Annotated in this window: 16 protein-coding genes; 11 read left to right on the forward strand and 5 right to left on the reverse strand. The window is 72.7% G+C overall.

Features of this window, described 5'->3' with window-relative positions:
• Window positions 1-302: 302 nt before the first annotated feature.
• From KZI27_RS05335 to opgC, 3 genes are read left to right on the forward strand one after another with little or no spacing between them, the layout of a single operon-like run.
• The gene (locus KZI27_RS05335) at window positions 303-2252 is read left to right on the forward strand and encodes a glycosyltransferase (protein WP_222661192.1); all 1950 of its coding nucleotides are present in this window, start codon (window positions 303-305) and stop codon (window positions 2250-2252) included.
• On the forward strand, window positions 2249-2659 hold the full coding sequence (locus KZI27_RS05340) for an ATP-binding protein (RefSeq protein ID WP_222659708.1): 411 nt from the start codon (window positions 2249-2251) through the stop codon (window positions 2657-2659). Before KZI27_RS05335 ends, KZI27_RS05340 begins: the two co-directional genes overlap by 4 nt.
• Window positions 2656-5160, forward strand: coding sequence for an OpgC domain-containing protein (gene opgC / locus KZI27_RS05345; protein ID WP_222659710.1), 2505 nt, complete (start codon window positions 2656-2658; stop codon window positions 5158-5160). The genes KZI27_RS05340 and opgC overlap by 4 nt, the downstream gene beginning before the upstream one ends.
• A gap of 12 nt (window positions 5161-5172) precedes the next feature.
• Here the strand turns inward: opgC and KZI27_RS05350 are convergent, their stop codons facing one another.
• Window positions 5173-5748 carry an NTP transferase domain-containing protein gene (locus tag KZI27_RS05350; protein WP_261784107.1) on the reverse strand — a complete coding sequence of 192 codons (576 nt, stop codon included), beginning with the start codon at window positions 5746-5748 and terminating at the stop codon, window positions 5173-5175.
• Window positions 5745-6689, reverse strand: a complete 945-nt coding sequence (gene pucL / locus KZI27_RS05355) for a factor-independent urate hydroxylase (RefSeq protein WP_222659712.1) — start codon at window positions 6687-6689, stop codon at window positions 5745-5747. Before pucL ends, KZI27_RS05350 begins: the two co-directional genes overlap by 4 nt.
• Window positions 6690-6973: 284 nt before the next feature.
• Here pucL and KZI27_RS05360 point away from each other — a divergent pair, with 284 nt between their 5' ends.
• From KZI27_RS05360 to KZI27_RS05370, 3 genes are read left to right on the forward strand one after another with little or no spacing between them, the layout of a single operon-like run.
• A complete protein-coding gene (locus tag KZI27_RS05360) occupies window positions 6974-7792 on the forward strand; it encodes an FAD binding domain-containing protein (protein WP_222659713.1) in 819 nt (272 codons plus the stop codon).
• The gene (locus KZI27_RS05365) at window positions 7789-10566 is read left to right on the forward strand and encodes a molybdopterin-dependent oxidoreductase (protein WP_222659715.1); all 2778 of its coding nucleotides are present in this window, start codon (window positions 7789-7791) and stop codon (window positions 10564-10566) included. Before KZI27_RS05360 ends, KZI27_RS05365 begins: the two co-directional genes overlap by 4 nt.
• Window positions 10566-11558 carry an XdhC family protein gene (locus KZI27_RS05370; RefSeq protein ID WP_222659717.1) on the forward strand — a complete coding sequence of 331 codons (993 nt, stop codon included), beginning with the start codon at window positions 10566-10568 and terminating at the stop codon, window positions 11556-11558. The genes KZI27_RS05365 and KZI27_RS05370 overlap by 1 nt, the downstream gene beginning before the upstream one ends.
• A 20-nt stretch (window positions 11559-11578) precedes the next feature.
• On the opposite strand, the gene KZI27_RS05375 is transcribed toward KZI27_RS05370, so the two are convergent.
• On the reverse strand, window positions 11579-12877 hold the full coding sequence (locus KZI27_RS05375) for an amidohydrolase family protein (RefSeq protein ID WP_222659719.1): 1299 nt from the start codon (window positions 12875-12877) through the stop codon (window positions 11579-11581).
• 83 nt (window positions 12878-12960) lie between these two features.
• Here KZI27_RS05375 and KZI27_RS05380 point away from each other — a divergent pair, with 83 nt between their 5' ends.
• The gene (locus KZI27_RS05380) at window positions 12961-14358 is read left to right on the forward strand and encodes an amidohydrolase family protein (protein WP_222659721.1); all 1398 of its coding nucleotides are present in this window, start codon (window positions 12961-12963) and stop codon (window positions 14356-14358) included.
• Between the two features lie 9 nt (window positions 14359-14367).
• Here KZI27_RS05380 and KZI27_RS05385 read toward each other — a convergent pair whose 3' ends face one another.
• Window positions 14368-15321, reverse strand: coding sequence for a PDR/VanB family oxidoreductase (locus KZI27_RS05385; RefSeq protein WP_222659723.1), 954 nt, complete (start codon window positions 15319-15321; stop codon window positions 14368-14370).
• Window positions 15318-15935, reverse strand: a complete 618-nt coding sequence (locus KZI27_RS05390; RefSeq protein ID WP_261784108.1) for a helix-turn-helix domain-containing protein — start codon at window positions 15933-15935, stop codon at window positions 15318-15320. Before KZI27_RS05390 ends, KZI27_RS05385 begins: the two co-directional genes overlap by 4 nt.
• A gap of 187 nt (window positions 15936-16122) precedes the next feature.
• On the opposite strand from KZI27_RS05390, the gene KZI27_RS05395 reads away from it, so the two are divergent.
• From KZI27_RS05395 to KZI27_RS05410, 4 genes are all read left to right on the forward strand, one after another.
• Window positions 16123-17400: an amidohydrolase family protein gene (locus KZI27_RS05395; RefSeq protein ID WP_222659725.1), complete on the forward strand. Its 1278-nt coding sequence runs from the start codon at window positions 16123-16125 to the stop codon at window positions 17398-17400.
• 37 nt (window positions 17401-17437) lie between these two features.
• The gene (locus KZI27_RS05400) at window positions 17438-18205 is read left to right on the forward strand and encodes an ABC transporter ATP-binding protein (RefSeq protein WP_258027696.1); all 768 of its coding nucleotides are present in this window, start codon (window positions 17438-17440) and stop codon (window positions 18203-18205) included.
• Window positions 18205-19074: an ABC transporter permease gene (locus KZI27_RS05405; RefSeq protein ID WP_111084891.1), complete on the forward strand. Its 870-nt coding sequence runs from the start codon at window positions 18205-18207 to the stop codon at window positions 19072-19074. The genes KZI27_RS05400 and KZI27_RS05405 overlap by 1 nt, the downstream gene beginning before the upstream one ends.
• Window positions 19075-19153: 79 nt before the next feature.
• Window positions 19154-20341, forward strand: a complete 1188-nt coding sequence (locus tag KZI27_RS05410) for an ABC transporter substrate-binding protein (RefSeq protein ID WP_222659727.1) — start codon at window positions 19154-19156, stop codon at window positions 20339-20341.
• Window positions 20342-20362 lie beyond the last annotated feature (21 nt).

Here is a 20362-nt window from a genome sequence, read left to right on the forward strand (position 1 = left end):
TTGTCCACGACTCGCAGTCCGGGCCTGACAGAGGGCCGGTCGCTGCGGTAGACAGGTCCCTACGCCGAGGTCGTGCCCGACGACCGGAGCGGACGGCCGGCACGACGACCCCTGGGTCTGCGTCCGGACGAGACCACACCCGGGCGCGCGCTGCGGCCGGGGTCCGCGGATCAGGAGGCACCCTTGCGACGCAGCACGGTCGGCGACCCCGCAGCCGGAGCGATCCGGTGACGGCGCTCGACGTCAGCCGGCAGGACCGCCGCCGGCTCAGCACCGGCACGGCCCGCCGACGGCTCGTCACGGTGCGCACCGTCGCGCTCCTGGCCTCGATCGCCGGGGTGAACTACGTCGTCTGGCGCTGGGCCGCCTCGGTGAACTGGCACTCCTGGTGGATCGCCGTGCCGCTCATCCTCGCCGAGACCTACAGCGTCATCGACTCGCTCCTGTTCGCCTTCGGGGCGTGGCGGCTGCGCGAGCGCGGGGAACCCCCGACGAAGCCGTCCTCCGACGTCACGGTCGACGTCTTCATCACCACGTACAACGAGCCCGTCGAGATGGTCGTGCGCACGGCCCGGGCGGCGAAGGCGATCACGCACCCGCACGCGACCTGGATCCTCGACGACGGCAACCGCCCCGAGATGCGCGCCGCCGCCGAGTCGCTCGGCATCGGCGTCGTCACCCGTGGTGCCGACTGGATCGACCGGCCCCGACACGCCAAGGCCGGCAACCTCAACAACGCCCTGCTCGCGACCCAGGGCGAGTTCCTGCTCATCCTCGACGCCGACCAGGTCCCGGAGCCGGAGATCCTCGACCGCACGCTCGGCTACTTCAAGGACCCGCGGATGGCCCTCGTGCAGACGCCGCAGTGGTTCGAGAACGTCCCAGAAGAGGACCTGCTCGGCAGCCAGGCGCCGCTGTTCTACGGCCCGATCCAGCAGTCGAAGGACGGCTGGAACGCCGCGTTCTTCTGCGGGTCGAACGCGATCCTGCGACGCGAGGCCCTGATGCAGCTCGGTATCTCCCGCTACGTGGTCGAGGTCGAGGCGTCGGTGCAGCGGACCATCACGACGGCGCGGAAGCTGCTGGCCCGAGCCCGCGAGACCGAGACGGACCCGCGGGTGCTCGGCGCCCTGGACGAGGCCGAGGCCGTCGTCGACCGTGCCCGCGACCAGGTCCGGGCCGGCGAACCGCTCGGCGACGTCACCTACGCGTTCCAGCGCGGGATCGACACGATCGCCTTCCGGTTCGCCGCCGCCGACCTCGAGTCCGTGCGGAACGACCTGCAGGAACTGGCGGCGATGTCGACCGACGCGAACACCTTCGCCGGCCTCGACGACGCTGCGCTCGACGTGCTCGGCCGCCGCGACGCATCGCCCGTGGCCGCCATCGAGTCGATCGCCGTCCTCGCCCGGGCACTCGACGTCAACCGCGACGACGAGGCGCAGCCGATCATGCCGCTGGCCACGATCTCGGTGACCGAGGACATGGCCACCGCCATGCGGCTGCACGGGCTCGGCTGGAAGTCGGCGTACCACGACGAGATCCTGGCGAAGGGCCTGGCGCCCGAGGACCTGCCGACCATGCTCGTGCAGCGGCTCCGCTGGGCGCAGGGCACCATGCAGGTGTTCTTCCGCGAGAACCCACTGGTGCAGAAGGGACTGTCCTGGGGACAGCGCCTGATGTACTTCTCCACGATGTGGAGCTACCTGTCCGGGTTCGCGGCGATCGTCTACATCGCGGCACCGGTGCTGTGCCTGTCGTTCGGCGTCGTGCCGGTGCAGGCGTACAGCGTCGACTTCTTCGCCCGGCTGATCCCGTTCCTCGTGCTCAACCAGCTGTTGTTCTGGGTGGTCGCCGCGGGCAGACCGACCTGGCGTGGGCAGCAGTACTCGCTCGCGTTGTTCCCGGTGTGGATCGAGGCGGTGACGAGTGCGTTCGAGAACGTGTTCCGCGGCAAGCCGCTCGGGTTCCGGGTGACGCCGAAGGTGCGTGACGAGACCGAGCAGAAGCCACGGTGGGACCTCGTCAAGCCGCAGCTCTTCGCGATGGGTGCCCTGGTCGCCGCACTCGTCATGATCGGCATCCGGTACCTGACCGGGCAGGCGTCGGGCATCGCGCCGCTGGTCAACACCGCGTGGGTCGTCTTCGACCTGTTCATCTTCAGCATCGTGATCCGTGCCGTGCTCTACCGAGGCCCGGGCACGGCAGTCCAGTCAGAGCACGAGTCCAGCACCGCCGGAGGACCACTGTGAGCGCCGAGACCACCTTCGACGTCGCCGCGACGCCCGAGTCGCTCGACGAGGTCCAGGACCGGTTCGCCGCATGGTGGGACGGTCTCGGCATCGACGACGCCCGGCTCCGGTTCGCGCTGGAGACCGCCCTGGCCGAGGTCGCCGCCAACATCGTCGAGCACACCACGCGCGCCGACCAGGCGACCGGTCGGCGGTACACCGTGCGGCTCGAGTCGACGGATCGTGCCGTCACCGCGGAGCTCACCGACAACGGCCTGCCCGTGGACATCGACCTGAGCGCCGTGACGATGGCCGACGTCGAACAGGAGAGCGGACGCGGCCTGGCACTCGCGATCGCCGCCCTCGACCGGCTCGAGCACCGACACGAGCACGGGCACAACGTCTGGACCCTGGTGTGCGACCGATGAGGCTGCTGGCGGCCCGGGTGGTCGCCGTCCTCGTCACGATCGCGACGCTCCTGCTCGGCGGTGCACTGCCGGCGTCCGCGGTGACGGTGCACACGGCCGCGGCGACGGCGCCGGCGAGCGGGACGGCCTGGTTCGGTCCGGACCTCGACTGGGGCGACGACTCCCCGGCGGGGTACGAGGGACGACTCGGTGCGACGCCGTCGATGTACGGGGTGGAGATCGACTACCCGCTCGACCGCTCGGCCCGGCGGGAGCTCCTCCGCGCGACGCGTGCCGCGGCGACGCAGGGTGCGGTCCTCGTCGTCAGCCTCGAGCCCGGGCAGTCGCTCCGCTCGCTCGACGTCGCCGACGCCCGCGCGGTGAACACCGTGCTCCAGGAGGTCCACGACCAGTACGACACCCAGGTGCTCGTGCGGTTCGCGCCCCAGATGAACGGCACGTGGGTGCGCTGGGGGCAGCAACCGACGCAGTTCGTGCAGGCGTTCCGGACACTCGCGACCGCGGTGCACGGCGGCGACTCCGACGCGCTCATGGTCTGGTCGCCGTCGTACGGTGCCGGGTACCCGTTCGGCGAGTCCGCCGGGCGCCTGGACGACCTGTCCGCGACCGACGTCGCGAAGCTCGACACCGACGGCGACGGCGCGCTGACCGCGGCCGACGACCCCTACGAGCCGTACTGGCCGGGCGACGCGTCGGTCGACTGGGTCGGGCTGTCGATGTACTCCTTCGGCAAGGGGAAGTCGACGGCAGCAGCCGGGCGCGACGTGCCCCTCACCCGCAACGACGTGCCGGAGCCCGGTGAGGTCGAGTCCCGGTTCGACGAGACCTGGGGCTACGAGCAGCAGCAGGCCGACAGCTTCTACGACCGGTTCGCGGTCGACGGTGACCGGTCGATGCTGCTCGACACCGGCGCGCTGTACGACCACACCCGCCGGGGCGACGCGGAGCTGCTGGTCAAGCAGGGCTGGTGGCGGCAGGTGATCGCGTCGGTCCAGGACCGCCCGTTGATCCGGGGCGTGACCTTCGTCGAGACGAACCGCCGCGAGCCCGAGGCCGGTAACCGTGTCGCCGACTGGCGCGACACCGCCGTGCCCGGCATCGCCGGGTCGTTCCGCACCGACCTCGAGCGCAGCGACCACTTCGCCTTCGGGCCGGTCACCGACCGCGTCACGACGCAGCAGGGCAACGCCGCGACCGACCAGCAGTACGACACCGGCGGCGACCAGATGGCGTGGATCGTCTGGGTCGCCGTGGGCCTGGCGGTCGTGTTCCTGCTGAGCGGCCTGTTCGGACGGTTGCTGCCGGGGTGGCGGTACCCCGACGACGGCAAGCCCGGGCGCGATCTACGGCTCGACCTGTTCCGCGGGTTCATCATCCTGGCGGTGGTGATCACCCACATCGAGATCGGCGGACCGTACTCGTACCTCACGTTGCACGCGGTGGGTGCGATCACCGGTGCCGAGATGTTCGTGTTCCTGTCCGGCATGGTCCTCGGCATGACCTACCCGTTCGCCATCAAGAAGTTCGGCGAGTGGGCGGCCGCGATCGGGGCGTGGAAGCGAGCCCGCAAGCAGTACCTCGTCACGCTCGTGGTGATCGCGGTGGTCTTCGCGCTGAGCTTCGTCCCGTTCCTGAACACCGACGCGATCACCACCTTCACCGACCGGGGGACCGGGACCGGGGGAGTCGGCGCCGAGGGGCGCGTGTACGACCTGTACCCGAACGCGATGCAGCTGCTCGGCTACCCGCCGCCGTGGTACGCCATCCGGCAGTTCCTGCTGCTCGAGATGGGTCCCTGGCCGTTCAACATCATGGGCCTGTTCGTGGTGCTGAGCCTGTTCATCCCGCCGCTGCTCTGGCTGATCCGCCGCGGCTTCTGGTGGGTGGTGCTCGTCGTGAGCTGGGCGCTGTACGTGTTCCAGGCGCTCAACCCGGACTTCCGCCCGCTGAACTCGCAGTTCGAGGCGGTCTTCCCGCTGCTCACCTGGCAGGTCGTGTTCACCCACGGCCTCGTGCTCGGGTACTACCGACGGCAGATCATCGGCGCGCTCACCGGGCGGCTCGGCAAGGTCCTGGTCGGCATCGGCGTCGGCGGCTACGCGGCGTTCCTGGTGTACGTCTGGGCGGCGAACCACGTCGGGTTCACGCCGGTCCCGTTCCCGGCGTCGATGTACGAGGACCTGTACAACACGGCGTACCAGCGGGTGGACCAGCAGTGGGGCCGACTGGTCGACATCGCCTTCTTCGCGATCGTGTCGTACGCGATCCTGACGGTGTTCTGGAAGCCGATCTCGGCGGCGATCGGGTGGCTCTGGATCCCGATCGGGCAGGCGAGCCTCTACGTGTTCGTGTGGCAGGTCTTCTTCGCGCTGGCGATCGCGTCGATCCCGGGTGTCGACTGGGGCAACGGCTGGATCGGCTTCGCGACCCACACCCTGCTGATCCTCTTGGCCTGGTACATGGTGCGGAAGCGGTTCCTGTTCTCGGTGATCCCGCGCTGACGCGCCGTGGGTTCAGTGCGGGACGACCGGGTGGTCCTGGTCGTGACCGTCCCACAGGTCGCCGCACTCGACGGACTCCGCGCCCGACGACGCGAGCCACGGCCCGGCGCCGTGCGCGGGGTCGCGGGACAGCGCGGCGACCAGCGCGGCGCGGTGCTCCGAGCCGACGACCACCGGGTGTCCCGGTACGCCGTGGTGGACCGCGCGGCGGAGCGCCGTCGGGTGGTCACCGTCGCCGATCACCCGCAGGACGGCCGTCGCGGGCAGCCCCGGCAGGTCGACCAGGGAGACGCAGGCCGTCGCCGGACCGGTGACGGCCGCGAGCCCGACGGCGAGCGACGCGCCCGGCCCCGCTGCCCAGTCGTCCGCGACGACGACGGTGACCCCGTCCACGGCGGGCACGAGGGACCGCGCCCGGTCGGCGGCGGCACCGAGGACGACGACGACGCGGTCGCAGCCGCCGAGGAGGAGCGCGTCGACGCCGAGGTGCAGCCACGGGGTGCCGTCCGGCTCGGCGACCAGCGCCTTCGGCCGCCCCATCCGCGTCCCCGCACCGGCGGCGAGCAGCACGCCCACCACGTCGGTCACACGAACGCCGGCACCGACGTCCACGCGGCAGGGGCCTCGGCGACGCCGTCGCGCACGACGGTGCCGGAGATGAGGCCGTAGGGTCGGTCGGCGGCGAAGAACACCTCGCCGGGGTTGTCCAGGCCGAACGGTGCGAGGTCGACCAGGAAGTGGTGCTTGTTCGGCATCGAGAACCGCACCTCGGCGATCTCCGGGAACGCCTCGATCGCCGAGCGGCCCATCGCGAACAGCGTCTGCTGGAGCGCCAGGGAGTGCAGCTCGGCGAACGTCGCGAGCATGCGGTCGAGGACGCCGGCGTACACGGCGTCGTAGTCGATGCCCGCCGCCACCGCCTCGGGCGTGTACCGCCAGCGGGCCGTCACCGAGGTCGCGAGGATCCGGTCGTCGGTCTCCGCGAGCGTCGTGTACCCGTCACGCGGGAACCCGTGGAACTCGCTGCCCGTCGACTTCAGGACCGTCAGGTCGGTGACCCCGGCGAGCACGTGCACGTCGTCGCCGTCGACCTGCACCACGGCCGTGCGGGTTCCGCGGCCGGCCCGGACGAACGAGTGGTCGTGCTCCCGGCCGTCGACGACGATCCGCTCCCACGTGTGCTGCTCGGCGGACAGGGTGGAGCCGTCGTACCAGTCGAAGGCGGTGCTGAAGTGCCGGCCGAGTCGCAGCAGGAACTCCTCCGGCGTCCCCACCCCGTGCTCCTTCGCGAAGGCGTAGACCGTGTTCTTCTGCGTGTCCGTCGCGACGACCTTCGCGTTGTCGCCCTCGGTGTACGAGTCGGCGAGCGCCGCGCCGCGCAACTGCGTCGTGACGGTCAGGTCCTCGATCTCGTGCCGGTCGGTGTCGCGCGTCACCCGGACGAGCCGGACCTCGGCCTTGCCGTACTGGTTCGCACCGAGGTGGACGGTCGTGGTGGTGGGGACTGGCTGGACGTCGGTGATCTCCATGGAGGCGACGATGACACCCGTGTGTTTCGGCGGTGGGTCGAACACGTCACGACCTCCGCCAGCGGCCACGGCCCGGTCGTGACGCAGCCGTCGAACGCCCGTAACCACACGGAAACACCCGTTCCATAGCGTTGCCGCCACGACGCACCCGATCGAGGAGGGACCCGTGGCGCACACATCCGCACCCCGGCGGTCCTCGGCGTGGAACCGCGGGATGATCGCGCACGGACGACGGTCCGACGGCGCCACCGACACCCGTTCCCCCATCCCGATCGGACCCTGCAATGGACCTCGTCTCCGTCCGCACCGTGCGGACACCGTCGCACCGCGACGACCTCTCCTTCGGTCCCGGTGAGCATCCCCTCGCCGGTGGCACCTGGCTGTACTCGGAGGAGCAGCCGGGTCTGACCGGGCTCGTCGACCTCACCGCACTGGGGTGGCGCGACACCGAGCGCAGCGCCGGAGGGCTCCGGATCGCCGCGACGTGCACGATCGCGTCGTTGCTGCGTGTGGCGCACGAGGACGACTGGCGTGCCTGGCCGCTCGTCGACCGGTGCGCCAACGCGTTGCTGGCGTCGTTCAAGGTGTGGAACCAGGCGACGGTCGGCGGCAACGTCGCGGTCGCCCTGCCGGCGGGGGCGATCACCGCGCTGCTCGTGACGCTCGACGCGATCGCGGAGGTCTGGACCCCGGACGGTGGGGAGCGCCGGGTCCCGGTGGCGGACCTGGTCACCGGGCCGCGGACGACCGACCTCGCGCCGGGCGAGGTCATCCGGGCGTTCGACGTGCCACGAGCGGCCCTCGTGGCACGCACCGGGTTCCGCCGGGTGTCCCTCAGCCCGCACGGCCGGACCGGTGCACTCGTCACGGCGCGGTGGTCGGCATCGGGCTTCGTCCTCGTCGTGACCGGGGCGACCCCGCGGCCGCTCGTGCTCCGTCACGCCGGGGTCCCGACCGCCGCGGAGGTCGACGCACGGCTGGCGGCCCACGACGCCTGGTACGACGATCCGCACGGTTCCCCGGACTGGCGGCGCGCGGTGAGCCGGCGGTTCGCGGCGGAGCTCGTCGCCGAGGCGCTCGGGACGACGGGCGGTGCGGCATGAGGTTCGAGGTCGACGGCGCGACGGTGGACGCCGAACCGCAGCCCGGTCAGGTCCTCCGCACCCTGCTCCGCGAGCACGGGGTGACGTCCGTGAAGAAGGGCTGCGACGCGGGCGACTGCGGTGCGTGCTCGGTGCTCGTCGACGGTGTGCCGGTCCACTCCTGCATCACGCCGGCGCACCGGATGGCGGGTCGTGCCGTCACCACGGCGGCGGGGCTCGGCACGCCGGAGGACCCGCACCCCGTGCAGCGTGCGTTCGCCGAGGCCCCGGGCTTCCAGTGCGGCTTCTGCACCGCCGGGTACGTCGTCACGGCGTCCACGCTCGACGAGGACGCCCTGGCCGACCGGCACCGTGCGCTGAAGGGCAACCTCTGCCGGTGCACCGGGTACCGGGCGATCGAGGACGCCCTGGACGGGGTCGCGAACACGGCCTGCGCGGCGGCCGGTCAGGCGATCGGCACGTCGGTCGCCGCCCCGGCGGCGATGGCGATCGTGACCGGACGCGAGGAGTACACGCTCGACGTGCGGCGGACGGAGGGGCTGCTGCACCTCGCGGTCCTCGGCAGCCCGCACCCGCACGCCCGCATCGTGTCGATCGACACGGCGGAGGCCGAAGCCCTGCCGGGCGTGCACGCCGTCCTCACGCACCACGACGACCCCGGCGTGCTGTTCTCCACGGGTCGGCACGAGTCCCGCCTGGACGACCCGGACGACACCCGGGTGCTCGACCGCGTGCTCCGGTTCCGTGGGCAGCGCGTGGCCGCCGTCGTCGCGGACAGCGTCCGGATCGCCGAGCAGGCCTGCGCCCTCGTGGGGGTGCGCTACGAGGTGCTGCCGAGCGTGCACGACCCGGACGCGGCCCGTGCCGCCGGCGCTCCGCTCCTGCACGCCGACAAGACGACCCAGGAGCACCGGATCGCCGAGCCGGGCCGCAACGTGGTCGCCGCCCTGCACGGCGAGACGGGCGACGTCGACGGAGCCCTGGCGACGGCCGCGGCCACCGTCGAGGGCACCTGGACGACGGGCCGCGTCTCGCACGCCGCGCTCGAGACCCACGCGACCCGCGGGTCCGTCGACCGGGACGGGCGGCTCGTGCTCCGGACCGCGACGCAGGTCCCGTTCCTGGTGCGGGACGAGATCGCGCACGTGTTCGGCCTCGACCCGAGCCGAGTCCGTGTCGTCGCGAAGCGCGTCGGCGGTGGGTTCGGCGGGAAGCAGGAGTTGCTGACCGAGGACCTGGTCACCCTCGCGGTGCTGCGGACCGGTCGCGCGGTGCAGTACGAGTTCAGCCGGCGTGACGAGTTCACGATCGCCCCGACCCGGCACCCGATGCGCGTGCGGGTCCGGCTCGGTGCCGACGCCGCGGGACACCTGACGGCACTGCACGTCGACCAGACCATGGACACCGGCGCGTACGGCAACCACGGGATCGGGGTCATGTTCCACTCCGTCAGCGAGTCCGTCGCCGTCTACCGGTGCCCGTCGAAGCGCGTGGACGCGGAGTCCGTGTACACGAACAACCTGCCGTCCGGGGCGTTCCGCGGGTACGGGCTCGGCCAGGTCGTGTTCGCGATCGAGTCCGCCATGGACGAGCTCGCCCGGGAGCTCGGCATCGACCCGCTCGACCTGCGGCGGCGGAACGTCGTGGTCCCCGGAGACCCCCTCGTGGTCACGGACCCGGACGAGCAGGACGACCTGCGCTGGGAGGGCAGCTACGGACTCGACCAGTGCATCGACCTGGTGGAGGACGCCCTCCGCGCGCCGGTACCCGAGGTCCCGTGCATGGACGGGCCGCCGCTGGACGACTCCGGTGACTGGGCGTTCGGCACCGGGGTCGCCCTCGCGGCGATCGCGACGATGCCGCCGCGCGGGCACCACGCGCACGTGTCGGTCGAGGCCACGGCGGAGGGCCGGTACCGCATCGGCGTCGGCACGGCCGAGTTCGGCAACGGGACGACGACGGTGCACACGCAGCTCGTCGCCACCGCCCTCGGCACCACCACGGACCGGGTCGACGTGCACCAGTCGGACACCGACGCTGCCCGGCACGACACCGGGGCGTTCGGGTCCGCCGGGGTCGTGGTCGCCGGCAAGGCGCTGTACGCCGCGGCACAGGCACTGCGGGAGGACATGACCGGGCGTGCCCTCGGGATCGTCGCCGCCCGGACACCCCGGACCGCGTCGGGTCCGCTCGGGCCGGCGGTCTCGATCGGGCCGGACGGCGTCCGCATCGGGGAGGAGCTCGTCGGGCACGCCGAGCTGCTCGCCGACGGCCCGCTCGTCGCGCACGGCAGCCACGACGGCACGCCACGGTCGCTCGCGTTCACCGTGCACGGCGCCCGGGTGGCGGTGCACCGGCCGACGGGCGAGGTCCGCGTGCTGCACAGCGTGCAGGCGGTGGACGCCGGCACCGTCCTGAACCCGGAACAGCTCCGCGGCCAGGTGGAGGGCGGCGCCGCGCAGGCGATCGGCTCGGCGCTGTACGAGGAGGTCGTGCTGGACGAGACCGGTCGGGTGACGACCGACGCGTTCCGGGCGTACCGGGTGCCGAAGATCTCCGACGTGCCCCGCACCGAGGTGCGCTTCGCCGACACGCACGACCCGCTCGGCCCCCTCGGCGCGAAGTCGATGAGCGAGGCGCCGTACAACCCGGTCGCGCCAGCCGTCGCGAACGCGGTGCGCGACGCCGTCGGCGTGCGCCCCCACCGCTTGCCGATGACGCGCGACCGGGTCTGGGCGATGCTCCAGGACGCGACCGATGCCGGGGGTGCGTGATGTTCGAACTGGCACCGCGCCTCCTGGCCGCCCTCGACGCGGGGGACCCCGTGGTCGTCGCGACGGCCGTCGCGATGACGGGCAGCGCGCCGACCGGCGTCGGCTCGTCGATGGCCGTCCTGCCCGGCGGTCAGGTCGTCGGCACCATCTCCGGCGGGTGCGTCGAGGGGGCGTTGTTCGACACCGCGGAACAGGTCCTCGAGACGGGCGAGGCGGTGCTCGAACGCTTCGGGTTCGACGACGACCCGGACGACGTCGACGCGATGTGGGCACCGGCGCTCCGCTGCGGCGGTCGCGTCGAGGTCCTGGTCCGTCGCGTCCGTCCCGAGGACGCCGACGTCGTGGACGCGCTCCGGCGCGCGGCGTCCGGGGTGCCGACGTCGCTCGGCCTCTCGCTCGACCCGTCGACGCTCGGCGCGGTCGTGCACGTCCCCGACGGCTGCGGCGGCCGGCTCTTCGTGGAGCGCGCCGACGTCCGGCCGCGGTGCATCGTGGTGGGCGCGGTCGAGTTCGCCGTGGCCCTGACGAACACGGCTGCGGTGCTGGGCTACGCCGTGACGGTCGTCGACCCGCGGCCGGTGTTCCTGACCGACGAGCGCTTCCCGGCCGCCGACGAACGCATCGTGGGCTGGCCGACGCGTGTGGTCGAGGCGTTGCCGGTGGACGCGACCACCGCCGTCGTGGTGCTCTCGCACGACGACCGGTTCGACGCCGCCGTGGTCGACTCGGCGCTCCGACGGGGTGCCGGGTACGTCGGGGCGATGGGCTCCCGCACGACGAACGCACGCCGGATGGCGGAGCTGCGCGCGCTCGGGACACCGGACACCGACCGGCTGCGGTCCCCGATCGGGCTCGACATCGGTGCGACGACGCCGGCCGAGATGGCGGTCGCGATCATGGCCGAGGTGATCGCGGTCCGGACCGGCGCCGGCGGCGGTGCGCTCGTCGACGGTGTCGGTCCCATCCACCGCCGGGCGGTGTCCACGAGCTGAGCCGGCGGCGCGCGATCCGGTCAGACGACGGCGGGTGTCCGGGCCAACCGCTCGGCCAGTCGCGCCGCGATCTCCCGCTCGTCCGCCGCGACGAGCTCCCCGTCGCGGACCACCACGCGTCCACCCACGACGACGTGTCGGGGCCGCCGCCCGGGAGCGGCCCAGAGCAGTCCCGCGACGGGGTCGGCGACGCCCGCGTCCGCCACTCCGGAGACGTCCCACACGCACAGGTCGCCCGCGCTCCCGGCGCCGAGGTGCCCGAGCTCCGGGCGTCCGAGCCCCGCCGCGGAACCCTCCGTCGCCGCGCCGAGCACCTGCCGCGCCGGCAGCTGCGGCCCGACGAGTGCCGACACCTGCATGGCCAGCCGGGCGTCCGCGAGCAGGTGTCCGGCGTCGTTGCTGCCGCCGCCGCTCGTGCCGAGGCCGACCGGGACCCCCGCCGCGGCGAGCCGTGCGACGGGAGCGATGCCCCACCCCATCGGCACGTCGCACCCGGGGGCGTGCGTGGCGGTGACGCCCGCTGCCGCGAGCCGGGCGATCTCGTCGTCGGTGACGTCGCAGAGGTGCGCGATCGTGACGTCCGGTGCGAGCCACCCCCACTCCTCGAGCAGGTCGAGCGGACGACGGCCGTAGCGATCGAGCGCGATCGCGGTGTCGACCTGTTCGTTGGCCTGGGTCCGCCGGCGGAGTCCGTGCCGCGCCGCCACCGCGCCGAGCGCCCGGAAGGTCGCCTCGCCGTCGGAGTGCACGCCCGCCGGACCGACGGCGACCTGGAGCCCACCGTCCGGGTCCACGCCGCCGACGGCGTCGTCGTGCAGCAGCCGCGACGCGATCGCGTCCGCCGAGGCCGCCGCGCGGTCCGGGTCGTCCCGTGCCGAGCCGCGGACGAAGACGAGTCGCCCGCCGAGACCGCGGACCGCGCCCACGGTGGCCGCGGCGAGCGCGACGGTGTCGTCCGTGGTCGCCGCGGCGGGCCAGTTCAGGTGGTGGTCGGCGATCGTCGTGACGCCGGACAGGAGGCCCTCCGCGGCTCCGGCGGACGCCGCCAGTGCGTACAGCTCGGGGTCGTGCCCCACCCGCCCGTACGCCGCGGCCATGGTCGGGAGCCAGGCCGCCATCGGCACGCCGCGGGTCCCGGGCAGGGAGCGGAACGCGGTCTGGAGGAGGTGGTGGTGCGCGTTGACGAGGCCGGCCGTGACGACGCACCCGGATGCGTCGAGGGTGGTGGCGAGGTCGCTGCCGTCGTCGACGACGACGCCGCCCTCCCGTTCGGTCCGAGGGTCGACGAGGACGCGGAGGGCACCGGTGACGGTCAGCATGGTGGTGTTTCTAGCAGTCCCCTGTTTCCGGCCCGTGACCGGCCGGAAACACCCGGGGAACACGCGGACCGTAGGTTCGCCCCATGACGCAGACCCTGATCCGCGCCGGCTGGGTGCTCACCGCAGCACCCGACGGCGCCGCCACGCCCGCCGCGATCCGCGACGGAGCCGTGCTCCTCGACGGCGACCGGATCGCCGCGGTCGGCACCTACGCCGACCTCGCCGCGGCCCACCCGGACGCACCGGTGCGCGGCGGTGCGTACGACGTCGTCACGCCCGGCTTCGTGAACACCCACGGCCACTTCAGCGAGGGGCTCATCACGGGGATCGGTTCGCAGTACACGCTGTGGGAGTGGCTCACGGCGTTGATCGGGCGCGTCAACCCGGTGATGACCCGGGACAAGGCGTACGCGGGCACGGTGCTGCAGGGCATCCAGCTGCTCCGGAGCGGGGTGACGACGGCGAACGACATGTTCTGCGCCGACCCGGTGCCGGACGAACCGGCGACGCCCGGTGTGGTGCAGGCACTCGAGGAACTCGGGCTGCGCGGGGTCGTGTCGTTCGGCTCCGGCGACGTCGACCGCGACTTCGGCGCGACGCCCATCCTGGAGGAGTTCGAGGCCCTGCGCGAGGCCGCCGACGCCAGCCGGTACAGCACGTTCCGGGTCGGCGTCTCGTCGATCGGGCGGTACACGGACGACACCTGGCAGGAGCACGTCGACTACGCGGTCGCCGGCGGCCACGGCGTGCACGTGCACTTCCACGAGGTGCGCGAGGAGGTCACCGCGGCCCGGCAGCGCACCGGACGGACGGCCATCGGGCACGCCGAGGCGACGGGCATGTTCCAGGTCCCGGTGATCGCCGCGCACAGCGTCTGGGTGGACCGCGAGGACCGGGAACGGTACGCGGCCAACGGCGTCGGCGTGGCCCACAACCCGGTCGCGAACGGGATCCTCGCCAGCGGCATCGCCCCGATCGCGGAACTCCGTGCGCTGGGGGTCCCGGTGGGCATCGGCGTCGACGGCCCGGCGTCGAACGACTCCCAGGACTTCCTGCAGGCGATGAAGACGGCCGCGCTGCTCGCCCGGGTGCGGGACCTGCAGGCCACCGCGATGAGCGCCCGCGAGGCCTTCGAGATGGGCACGATCGGCGGTGCCCGTGCCCTGCGCATGGAGGACGAGATCGGCTCGCTGGAGCCGGGCAAGCGCGCGGACCTGGTCGTCCTCGACGGCGACTCCCCGACCCTCGCCAACGTCCACGACCCCTACCAGGCGGTGGTCTTCGTCGCCGGCAGTCGCGAGGTCCGCGACGTCTGGGTGGACGGGGAGCTGAGCGTCGCGGACGGCGACGTCACCCGGGTGGACGTGCGTGAGGCGGTCGAACGGGCGCGTCCGCTCGCTCGGCAGCTCGTGGCCGAAGCGGGGCTGGAGCGCCTGTCCGCGCTCACCGGCGGCACACTCGACGGCACGGAGCGTCCGTAGTCCGTCCGGTCAGAGTTCCAGCACCAGTCGCGGGCAGCCGCGCCGGGCGCGGGACACGCAGACCATCATGGTGCGGTCGTCGGCCTGCTCCTCCGGGCTGAGCACGGTGTCCCGGTGCTCGACCGCGCCCTCGAGCACGGGGGTCTCGCAGGTGCCGCACGTGCCCTCCCGGCAGGACGAGAGCACGAAGGCGCCGGCGTCCTCCGCGACCTCGAGCAGGGTCCGGTCGGCGGGGACCGTCACGGTGACGCCGGTGACCGTGAGCTCGACCTCGAAGGCCTCGCCGGGGGCGTCGACGTCCGCGGCGGGCTCGAAGCGCTCGACGCGGACGCTGCCCGCCGGCCAGTGCGCGGCAGCGGCCTCGACCGCGTCCATGAGCCCGCGCGGCCCGCAGCAGTACACGACCGCGTCGCGCGGTGCGGCGAGGAGCGCGTCGACGTCGAGCCGGACGCCCTCGTCGGCCGCGGCCACGACGACCCGGTCGGGGTGCGCCGCGACGAGCTCGTGCACGAACGCCATGCGGTCGCGGGACCGCCCCGCGTAGTGGAGCTCCCACGGGGTTCCGGCGCGTTCGGCGGCGGCGATCATCGACCGGATCGGCGTGATCCCGATGCCCCCGGCGACGAAGACCGCGGGGCGTGCCGGGTCGTGGCCGAAGTGGTTCCGCGGTCCGGCCACCGCGACCTCGTCGCCGACCGCCAGGCCCTCGTGCACGGCGACCGATCCGCCGCGGCCGTCTGGCTCGCGGAGCACGGCGATGCGCCAGTGTCCGTCGACCGTCGTCGTGACGAGCGAGTACTGCCGTTCGGTCCCGGGGGAGACCTCGAGGTCGACGTGCGCTCCGGGTTCCCAGTCCGGCAACGCCGGACCGTCGACCGGGGCGAGGTCGAGTGCGACGACGTCCGTGGCGACCTCGTGGCGGGCGGCGATGCGCACCCGCCGACGCTCCGGCACGGCGTTCACGCGATCGCTCCGGCGCGCGGGGTCTCCTTGACCACGATCATGTGGAAGCGGGTGCCGTCCGCGCTGCACCACCGGTGGCCGGTGCCGCCGCGGTAGTACGCCGAGTCGCCGGGACCGAGGTCGAGCGGTTCCCGTCCGCGCAGGTCGAGGTGCACGCGGCCGGCGAGCACGGTGAGGAACTCGTCCTCGTGGTGCTCGAAGTACTCGCCGAGGTCCGTGTTGTCGCCGACCCACTCCAGCGGCTCGAACGCGTGCGGGCCGGCGTGCACGAGCAGCCGTGCCTCGCCGCTCGAGAACGGTCCGCGGGCGCCCTCGCCGGCACGGATCACCTCGGGCAGGCGGACGTCCTGCCCCGGGCGCTCGGGGGCACCGGCGGCGAGCAGTTCGACCTGGGTCGTCCCGAGCGCCGTGGCGATCTTCTCCAGGGACACCATGCTGGCGCGGGAGTGCCCCCGCTCGACCTGGCTGAGGAACGGGTGCGACAGACCGGTCAGCTCGGCGACCTGCACGAGCGTCAGTCGTGCGGCGCGTCGGCGGGCACGGATGTGCTCACCGATCCGCTGGGTCTGATCGTCGACGACGCGGTCGGTCTCGGTGGTGGTGCCGGTGCTCACGCGGACTCCTCTCGTCCTCGGTTGGGCCATCCCGACCGGTCGGACGGAACGCTCGTTCCCGCTCCCGGTGACGTCGGGTCGGGCGTCACACACGGCAACCGCCTCGAAACGAGAGGGAAACACCGCAGCCCTAGCATCGGAGATGTTGATGCGATCAACATTCTCACACACGATCGAGAGGCTCCGGATGGACTCGTCAGTGCCCCGCCCGATCGCCCTCCTGCGCTCCGCACTGCTGCCGGACGGCCGCTCGGTCGACGTCGCGATCGACGGCGCGACCGTCTTGACCGTGGCACCGGCCGGCACCCTCGCGGCCCCGGCGGAGGAGACGATCGACCTCGGCGGCCGGCTGCTCCTGACCGCACCGGCAGAACCCCACGCCCACCTCGACAAGGCCCTCAGCGCCGACGCCATCCGGCCGCCGCTCGGGGACCTCGGCGCCGCGATCGCCTCGTGGACCGCGCACGCGACGACCATGACCGTCGAGGACATCGCCGACCGTGCCCGGACCGCCGCCCTCACGCTGCTCGCCGCCGGCACCACGGCCGTCCGGAGCCACGTCGACGTGCTCAGCGGCCGGCACAGCGCGGCCGACCGGCCCGCCACCACGGAGCAGGCCCTGCGCGGCGCCCGTGCCCTCGTGCAGGTCCGCGACGAACTCGCCGGCCTGATGGACATCGAGCTCGTCGCCCTCGCCGGCCCGCTCGCACCCGACGAGCACGTCGAGGCGGTGCTCGACCTCGGCGTGGACCTGGTCGGCGGCGCACCGCACCTCGCCGAGGACCCCCTCGCCGACGTCGACCGACTCCTCGCCATCGCCCGCCGACGGGGCATCGGGGTCGACCTGCACGCCGACGAGAGCCTCGACGGTCCGGTGACCCTCGACCACTACGCCCGGGCGTCCCGCTCGCTGCGGCCGGACCGGCAGTACTCCGCCGGGCACTGCGTCCGGCTCGGCACCCTGGGGCCGGAGCGACTCGCCGAGGTCATCGCCGACGTGGCCGCAGCCGACCTCGGGGTGATCACGCTGCCGATCACGAACCTGTACCTGCAGGGCTGGCAGCACCCGGTCGCCACGCCGCGCGGACTGACCGCCATCCACGCGCTCCTCGACGCCGGCGTCCGCGTCGCCGCCGGCGCGGACAACGTCCGCGACCCCTTCAACCCGGTCGGCCGGAGCGATGCCTTCGAGACCGCATCGCTGCTCGTCTCCGCCGGCCACGTCACGCCGGACCAGGCGTACGCGATGGTGAGCGACACCGCCCGGAGCGTGATGGGCCTCCCGGTCGCCGGTCCCGTCCCCGGGCGGCGCGCCGACCTGCTCGCCGTGGCCGCGACGAGCGTCACCGATGCCGTCGCGAACGCCCCCGCCGACCGCATCGTCCTGTCCCGCGGGCGACTCGTCGCCCGCACCGAGGTGCGACGGACCGTCGCCGCACCGGCCGCGGCCGCCGTCCCCGCCTGACCCCACCGCCCGCCCGCACCGAGAACCCGAGGTGATCGTGACCACCACCGCCCCGCCACCCGTCGCCACGACGGACACGCTGCTCGACTTCCGCAACGTCGAGATGACCTTCCCGAACGGCACCATCGCCCTGCAGGGCGTCGACCTCACCGTGGACCGTGGCCAGTTCGTCTCGGTCGTCGGCCCGTCCGGCTGCGGCAAGTCCACGCTGCTCCGCATCGCCTCCGGCCTCGAGACCGCGTCGGACGGGTCGGCCGGTGTCGCGGCCGACCGCATCGGCTACGTCTTCCAGGACGCCACGCTCCTGCCCTGGCGCACCGTGCAGGGCAACGTCGAACTGCTCGCCGAGCTCGGACACGTGTCGAAGGCCGAGCGGGCCGCCAAGGCCGCCCACGCCATCGAACTCGTCGGCCTGAACGGCTTCGAGACGAACCTGCCGAAGCAGCTGTCCGGCGGCATGCGGATGCGGGTCTCGCTCGCCCGGTCGCTCACCCTCGACCCGGAGCTCTTCCTGTTCGACGAGCCGTTCGGCGCCCTCGACGAGATCACCCGCGAACGCCTCAACGACGAGCTCCTCCGGCTGTTCGTCGAACAGCAGTTCGCCGGGCTCTTCATCACGCACTCCGTGTCCGAGGCCGTGTACCTCTCCACCGAGGTGATCGTGATGTCCGGACGCCCCGGCAGCATCGTCGGCCGGTTCGACGTGCCGTTCCCGATGCCCCGCGACCCCGACATCCGCTTCACACCCGAGTTCGCCGAACTGGTCGGCGAGGTCTCGCACGCGCTCCGGGAAGGACACCGCTGATGGTCACCCTGCAGGAGGCCGCCGAGACCCGCGCGGTCCGGGCCGCCGCCCGTCGTGCCGCTCCTCGGGCTCGCCGCGGCATCGCCTGGTGGCAGCCCGTCGTCGTCCTCGCCGTGCTCGTCGGCATCTGGTACGCGGCGGCCGCGTACTACGACCACGTCCGCGGCCTGGCCTTCCTCGTGCCGTACCCGCACCTCGTGGCGAAGGCGATCGTCGCGCCGACCCTGCCGGACGGGTCGCCGTCCACGTTCGGCTCCGACCTCTGGTCCGCGCTCGGACGCACCACCGTCGTCTCGCTCACCGGCCTCGGCTTCGCGATCGTGATCGGCGTCGTCTGGGCGATGGCGATGGCGCAGGCGAAGTGGCTCGAGAACTCGCTGTACCCGTACGCCGTGGTGCTGCAGTGCGTCCCGATCCTCGCCCTCGTGCCGCTCATCGGCGCCCTGTTCGGCTACGAGTTCGTCAGCCGCGTGATCGTCACCGTGATGATCGCGCTGTTCCCGATGGTGTCGAACACGCTGTTCGGGCTGCAGTCCGCCGACCGCGCGCAGCGTGAGCTGTTCCAGCTGCAGCGCGCCGGCCGGTTCGCCCAGCTCGTCAAGTTGCAGTTCCCCGCCGCGCTGCCGTCGATCTTCGTCGGCCTGCGCACCTCCGCCGGGCTGAGCGTCATCGGGGCGATCGTCGGCGACCAGTTCTTCCAGCGCGGCAACCCCGGTCTCGGCGTCCTCATCCAGGTGACCGCATCGCGCCTGATGGGCCCCGAGCTGTACGCGACCATCCTGATCGCCTCGCTCTACGGCGTCGCCGTCTTCCTCGTGTTCGGCCTGATCGGCCGGCTGGCCGTCGGCCGCTGGCACGACTTCAGCTGACTCCCCGCCCCCCCCCCACGAACCACACCACCCCTTCCCACCACAGCACCACGAGACCCGCACCACGAACGGAGCCTCCATGCGCACCACCTCCCGCTTCGGCGTCGCCACCGCTGCCCTCGCCGCCACCGCCATCGCCCTCACCGGCTGTGCGGCGGGGTCGTCCGGCAGCACCGAGACGACCGCCGCGACCTCGTCGACCGCCTCCGGGCCGAAGGTCGACCTCTCCGACGCGTGCCCCGCGACCGTCGTCGTCCAGACCGACTGGAACCCCGAGGGCGAGCACGGCCACCTGTACCAGATGCTCGGCCCGAACCCGGTGATCGACTCCTCCGGCAAGACCGTCACCGGCGACCTCTACGCCAACGGCAAGAGCACCGGCGTCAAGCTCGAGATCCGCGCCGGCGGCCCGGCGATCGGGTACACGAAGGTCGCGTCGCAGATGTACCAGGACAAGGACATCACCCTCGGGTACATGTCCACGGACGAGCAGGTGCAGTTCTCCGGCAAGCTGCCCACCACGGCGGTGTTCGCCGAGAACGACCAGTCCCCGATGTCGATCATGTGGGACCCGAAGACGTACCCGGAGGTCGACAGCATCAAGAGCCTCGGCACGGCCCTCGAGAAGGACGGCGGTGTCGTCCGCTACTTCAGCGGTGCCGCGTACATGACCTACCTCGAGCAGTCCGGCATCCTGCCGAAGAAGGTCCTCGACGGCAGCTACGACGGCACCCCGTCGAAGTTCGTGTCCGCGGGCGGCAAGGACGCCCAGCAGGGCTTCGCGACCGCCGAGCCGTACATCTACCAGAACCAGGTCGCGGCCTGGGGCAAGAAGGTCGACTACGCGCTCGTCTCGAGCACGGGGTGGAACCCCTACCCCGAGGCGATGTCGGTCCGCACCGGTGACCTGGAGAAGCTCGAGCCGTGCCTGCAGAAGCTCGTGCCGGTCATGCAGCAGGCCGACGTGGACTACCTCAAGTCCCCGGGCGCCACGAACGACCTCATCACGAAGCTCGTGCAGCAGTACAACAACGGCTGGACCTACGACTCGAAGGTCGGCGCGTTCGCCGCGGCCCAGATGGTGGAGCTCGGCCTCGCGAAGGACACCGACGGCTACATCGGGTCGATGGACGAGCAGCGCATGGAGGACTTCATCGCGAAGGCGACGCCCGTCTTCGCCGACACCGGTGACGTCAAGAGCGGCCTGAAGCCCTCCGACCTGTACACGAACGAGTTCCTCGACAAGTCCATCGGTCTGGGTTCCTGACACCGGTCGGCTCCCGTCGCA

This window comes from Curtobacterium sp. TC1 (genome assembly GCF_019844075.1).
In the GTDB taxonomy this organism is placed as follows: domain Bacteria; phylum Actinomycetota; class Actinomycetes; order Actinomycetales; family Microbacteriaceae; genus Curtobacterium.

Coding starts and splice junctions, on each gene's coding strand:
- KZI27_RS05365 (WP_222659715.1), top strand. CDS start 7,789: ATGAGGTTCGAGGTCGACGGCGCGACGGTGGACGCCGAACCGCAGCCC.
- pucL (WP_222659712.1), bottom strand. CDS start 6,689: ATGGAGATCACCGACGTCCAGCCAGTCCCCACCACCACGACCGTCCAC.
- KZI27_RS05375 (WP_222659719.1), bottom strand. CDS start 12,877: ATGCTGACCGTCACCGGTGCCCTCCGCGTCCTCGTCGACCCTCGGACC.
- KZI27_RS05410 (WP_222659727.1), top strand. CDS start 19,154: ATGCGCACCACCTCCCGCTTCGGCGTCGCCACCGCTGCCCTCGCCGCC.
- KZI27_RS05395 (WP_222659725.1), top strand. CDS start 16,123: ATGGACTCGTCAGTGCCCCGCCCGATCGCCCTCCTGCGCTCCGCACTG.
- KZI27_RS05370 (WP_222659717.1), top strand. CDS start 10,566: ATGTTCGAACTGGCACCGCGCCTCCTGGCCGCCCTCGACGCGGGGGAC.
- KZI27_RS05360 (WP_222659713.1), top strand. CDS start 6,974: ATGGACCTCGTCTCCGTCCGCACCGTGCGGACACCGTCGCACCGCGAC.
- opgC (WP_222659710.1), top strand. CDS start 2,656: ATGAGGCTGCTGGCGGCCCGGGTGGTCGCCGTCCTCGTCACGATCGCG.
- KZI27_RS05405 (WP_111084891.1), top strand. CDS start 18,205: ATGGTCACCCTGCAGGAGGCCGCCGAGACCCGCGCGGTCCGGGCCGCC.
- KZI27_RS05380 (WP_222659721.1), top strand. CDS start 12,961: ATGACGCAGACCCTGATCCGCGCCGGCTGGGTGCTCACCGCAGCACCC.